Annotated in this window: 2 protein-coding genes and 1 pseudogene; all 3 read right to left on the bottom strand. The window is 43.9% G+C overall.

All coding sequences use genetic code 11. The features are described 5' to 3' along the window. Nucleotides 1-193, bottom strand: a pseudogene (locus tag QTO00_RS15215) (histone deacetylase); the annotation flags it as partial. Nucleotides 194-412: 219 nt separating this feature from the next. After that, the gene (locus QTO00_RS15210) at nucleotides 413-1,426 is read right to left on the bottom strand and encodes a LacI family DNA-binding transcriptional regulator (protein ID WP_331425545.1); all 1,014 of its coding nucleotides are present in this window, start codon (nucleotides 1,424-1,426) and stop codon (nucleotides 413-415) included. Between the two features lie 141 nt (nucleotides 1,427-1,567). Continuing rightward, a complete protein-coding gene (locus tag QTO00_RS15205; protein WP_331425544.1) occupies nucleotides 1,568-4,645 on the bottom strand; it encodes a GH116 family glycosyl hydrolase in 3,078 nt (1,025 codons plus the stop codon). Between the last annotated feature and the right edge of the window lie 22 nt (nucleotides 4,646-4,667).

The raw sequence follows: 4,667 nt of genomic DNA, 5'->3' as shown, positions 1-4,667 counted from the left end.
AGTGTACCTGTGTCACTTCATCAAGAGTTAAAGCACATGGTGTTACATAGCTAAGTACGGCATGCCAATTAGGATCTATCGCACGTTCCTGCTCAATCGCTTCATAAAGCAAGCGATATTTGGTGATCGGGTATCTATGCCCTTCCGGTAAAGGCAAGTCTGAATAAATGGGGTGATAAATCAGAGGGATCATAACAGCACAAAGTCCACAAGCTTGTAATCATGGTATCAGCTTGACCTTGAGTTGCAAAATTAGCTAAATGATAATAATTACTATTTGACTAATTGAAACTGCATTGAACTCACGATATTACTTATTACTCGGCGTCGCAGCCGGAACCGTATCAGCCTTGCTGTTGTTTTTAGCTATGCTATTAAGTTCTTGGCTGCTTATTTCGTCACTGACGCTCAACTAACGATAAATCGACTTAGTCGACTGACGACACATTAGATCTATTGGTGGCAATCGCGCCTCGTGGCGCTCACCAGAGAGAAGGTTCAAAATCGAATGAGCACATACCGCACCTATCTCTTCAATTGGCTGACGCAACGTCGTCAATGCGGGCGTGAAATATTGCGACGTAGGCAGGTCATCAAACCCAATGACTGAGACATCTTCTGGCACTCGATAGCCGTTATCGGTTAACGCTTTGATTGCGCCATAGGCCGTTTGATCATTGGCAGCAAATATCGCAGAGAAATGTAGTTTTGACTCTATCAGTTCGATGGTTTTTTCATACCCTGTCTCAGAGCTAAAATCACCCTGCTTAATCAATTTAGGGTTAGGTTTGATGCTGGCTTCTACTAAAGCCTTTTTATAGCCTTTGAGTCTTGCGCCTGCATCCGGTTGGCTGGCTAGCCCCTTAATATGTGCAATATTGACATGGCCGAGTTGCAATAGATGAAGCGTGGCAATATATCCACCAAGTACGTTATCTAAACTCAATGAGCGGACATTATCACCAACGACATCATAACCAACCGTGACAATCGGGATTGTCTCTGCGGTTTTTAAGATTAAATCCTCACACAGATTCCCCGTCACTATTATGATGCCATCAACATTGCTTTTGATGAGATAATCAAGGGCATGCCTTTCTAGCTTACTTTGCCAATTCCCCGTCGCAATAACCAACGAATAACCTTGCTCGACAAGAACTTTCTCCATGTCATTGAGGATACGACTGGTATAGGGGCTATCTGGATGCTGAATCAATACGCCAATCGTCATTGAGCGACGATTAGTACTTTGCTGCATTTGAAAATTCGGTTTGTAACCCAGTTCATTGATCGCTTTTTCAATGTTCTGACTTTTGACGTCTGAAACATGGGTGGTGCGATTTAAAAAACGGGACACTGTGCTTGGTGAAACGCCAGCGAGCTTTGCGACATCATAAACAGTCGGTTTTTTTTTCTTCTTAGTCATCGATTTATAGTGTTAGGCAGCGAATAATTTTTAATATAGAAAAGCAAACGGGTAAGCTCAATGGCTATTCCCAAAAGTGAGACCATTAGGGCAAACTAATACCTAAAGATAAAGGTTCAGTTTGCCCAGTGACCACATTTATCAATGATAGAGATACGCAAATATCATCCCCGGACGGAAATAACGTCCTGCGGTGTATTTAAGCCCGGTGCTAAGTAACCATTTATGCAGCTGAGTCTGAAGTTCACTATCAACACAGTTAACGACAAGGTTGGAAAACTCTGTAGCATCCTTGGTAATTGCTGGGCTAACACGACCATCACTTAATATACATGACGTCGCTGTTAACTTAGTTAGCCAAGCTTGTGCGGTTTGAGCATCGATAGAAAACTGCTCACATATTGATTCCACAGTCACAGCCACCGAGCAGTTGAAGCCTTCCGGCGCGGCAAATGGAATTTTGGCATAGTGATACAGCGCCTTATAAACCGTATCCATTAACCTTTCCGCTTCTAGCGTTTTACCTACCATCTTAAGCGAGGTAGCCACGCTAAACTGAACGCCAATCCACACATCTTGTGCTTGAAATGCAGGGTGAGGAGAGCCGTCAGCCAACGTCATATTCGCGACACCTAGCTTAGGACTATTCAGTTCAAAGTTGTGTTGATAGAGGTAGTCTAGCGCGCGCTCGGCTCTGGTCGAATCAAACAGACAGTCGACACCGATGAGCTTAAGGTAAGTATCCGCAAGCAGTGCGTCACCAAAGCTATTGTCAGAATCTTCAACCAGATCTTGGTAGTTATCATTGAATGCTTCAGGTGCAACCTCTAGTAAGCGCTGTTTCTTCAATAAGCGCTGTTCTAGCTTACTTGCTGATGAATCAAGCTCGACCTCATCAAGGTACTCATTCAAAGCGCGTTTATCGACCAGAGGGTTACCGGTGATCGTAATGCCAAGCGTTTTAAGAGACTCTGCGCCATGACCCGTCAGGTGTTTAGCCTGAATAGGGGTAACAAAGAAGTGGTAATAACCCTTCTCTTCATCCCACAAACCCGATTCCAGCGTTTCTAACCCGATGATCGAGCGAGAGAAGTACTCTTGTGCCAAAGCCTCTTGACCCATGAGTTTCGCTAGCTCACTCGCTACTTTAAGGCCAGCACTCCACAAGCTTGCACAGTAAATTGAGATACCATGAGACGATAAGTTATCGAAAGTGTCATCAGTACCTCGGGTCAATGGCAGCGCATCGCCCTCTTCAATTAAAGTCGACAGATAATCGATACTTGCAGTAATAGCGGGCCAGCACGCCTCTACAATCGAAAGGTTTCCTGTACGCTGATAGTGACGGTAAACCATCAAAATGTATTTAGGTGCTAAGTCCTTCCACTCTTTGACGTTATGCCAGCTATAGGCATCAGGCTGAATGTCGTAAGGGCTACCAAGATCGTGAATCACAGCGCCACGCTGAGCTCGAGTACCTTCATATTTAGTATCAATCAATTCAGCATATGGCTTGTCTTCATATTCCCAGTAACGTCGCTTAGTCTCATCTGAGGCTAAAATCGCCTCGGCAAACGCCTTCATAACGCAGCCATCAAGCTCAGGAAGCAGATAGAGCAAAGAGAAAGAACCATAAAAATAGACATCAAGCGAGTTAAAGAATGGGTAGTCAACACACTCTTTAACTAGAAACTTATCTTCCCTATCCCACACAGTAGATTCAGCCAAAAATGAAAGTGTGTTCATCGCCATGGTCGCGTAACGCAACGCACTACCTTGATTGGCAATCTGCGTTTCTGCGTCATTAAGAAGTTGCTGTTGCTGATCAACGATAGCCTGTTCGATCGCGCTCAACTGCGGCAGTGTCTGCTGCATTATGTTCAAGGCGCGGTCGGGCTGTGCGAAAAATTGAGTATAGGCTTTTTGCGATTCCCAACCATTAAGAGAGATTTTGCTGTGATCCATCACCTGAGCAAATCGAAACTCAACCGTCTCTTGAGGTTGCAGTTCTATCTGCACGCAGACAATCGCACTCAGCGCTTCGCGGCCACTATAAATGCCGTGGTCAAAATGGTCATTGACTCGACCTGTGTTAAGGGCGGCTTCTACTTGTTGTTGCGATTTACTGGTATACACCGAGGTCTTAGCCGTGATGCAGAGCTTACCTGACTCCAATAGTCCTTTATCGGCTTGTACACCGAAGATAACATCACCTTCAATATCCGATGCATAAGGTGACTCACTGGCTAAGTGAACCCCTTCAAACTGGGTCTGTGCGTCGCTGATTTTTACTTTTTTGTGGCATTGGGCAATCGGGTTTTGAACCAGGTTGCACGCAGAATCTTGGACACCATCTCGACCTTTGCGGTACGTTGAACCAATTAGGTTATCAAGTGATTGCACTATGGTAATCACTTTAGCCTTGTCGGAGTTGTTGGTGACTTCAAAATGGTTCCAGTGCATCGGAAGTGAACATAGCTTTTTGTCATCCTTCACAACTGGCGACACTACCTTCCTGATAACCTCAATACCTTCGAATGCCAAGTAACGGTATTGAGCCATAGGGTATAGAGCTTGATACTCAACTTGCTCCGCGTCAATCACTGGCAACACACCGCTCTGATTGGCTGTTAAAGACATACCAACGGATGAGCCGTTCTTCAACAGACCATTAAAAAAATCAAGCGCGACCAATATTTGTGTGGTTAACGAGCTAGGATTGAGCTTTATTTCCTGCTGAGTTCGCTCAGTAAACTCTATATTCCATCGCGCAAATCGTTCTTTGTTTGATAAATAGAACTCACCACATCTTATAGAACCTATTATTTGTTCAATAGCAGTAAGATTACTTTCACAATTTAAAGTTTCATTATTAAATTGCGCCGGGTAATAACCTAGATAATTTATCATCTCATCGAGATCATAAATTTCAAGATTCTCTAACGAGGGTAGTTCCATACATGAAACATAGAAGTCGTTAAAGTTAACACCGTCGTTTTGACAATCAATAAATATACCCGGTACAAAACTGAAGTTTGGTGTGCTGCCTGATGGCGTAAGGGTAAAGGTACTGCCAATACCACCAATTGCCATCCCCGTATTTTCAGGTGTGGTTGAGATTGGCGTATACCAAGGTTGAATAAACTCTACCGCGTCTCCTTTGCGGCATAGCTCCTCTGCAGAGCCAAAATAACTCGTATATGGAATTTTATTCTTCATTTTTTAAAATCCAACATTGAAT

This window comes from Vibrio sp. M260118 (assembly GCF_036533755.1).
Taxonomy (GTDB): domain Bacteria; phylum Pseudomonadota; class Gammaproteobacteria; order Enterobacterales; family Vibrionaceae; genus Vibrio.
Note: the sequence above shows the minus strand (reverse complement) of the source record. Positions and strands in the feature narration are given on the sequence as shown.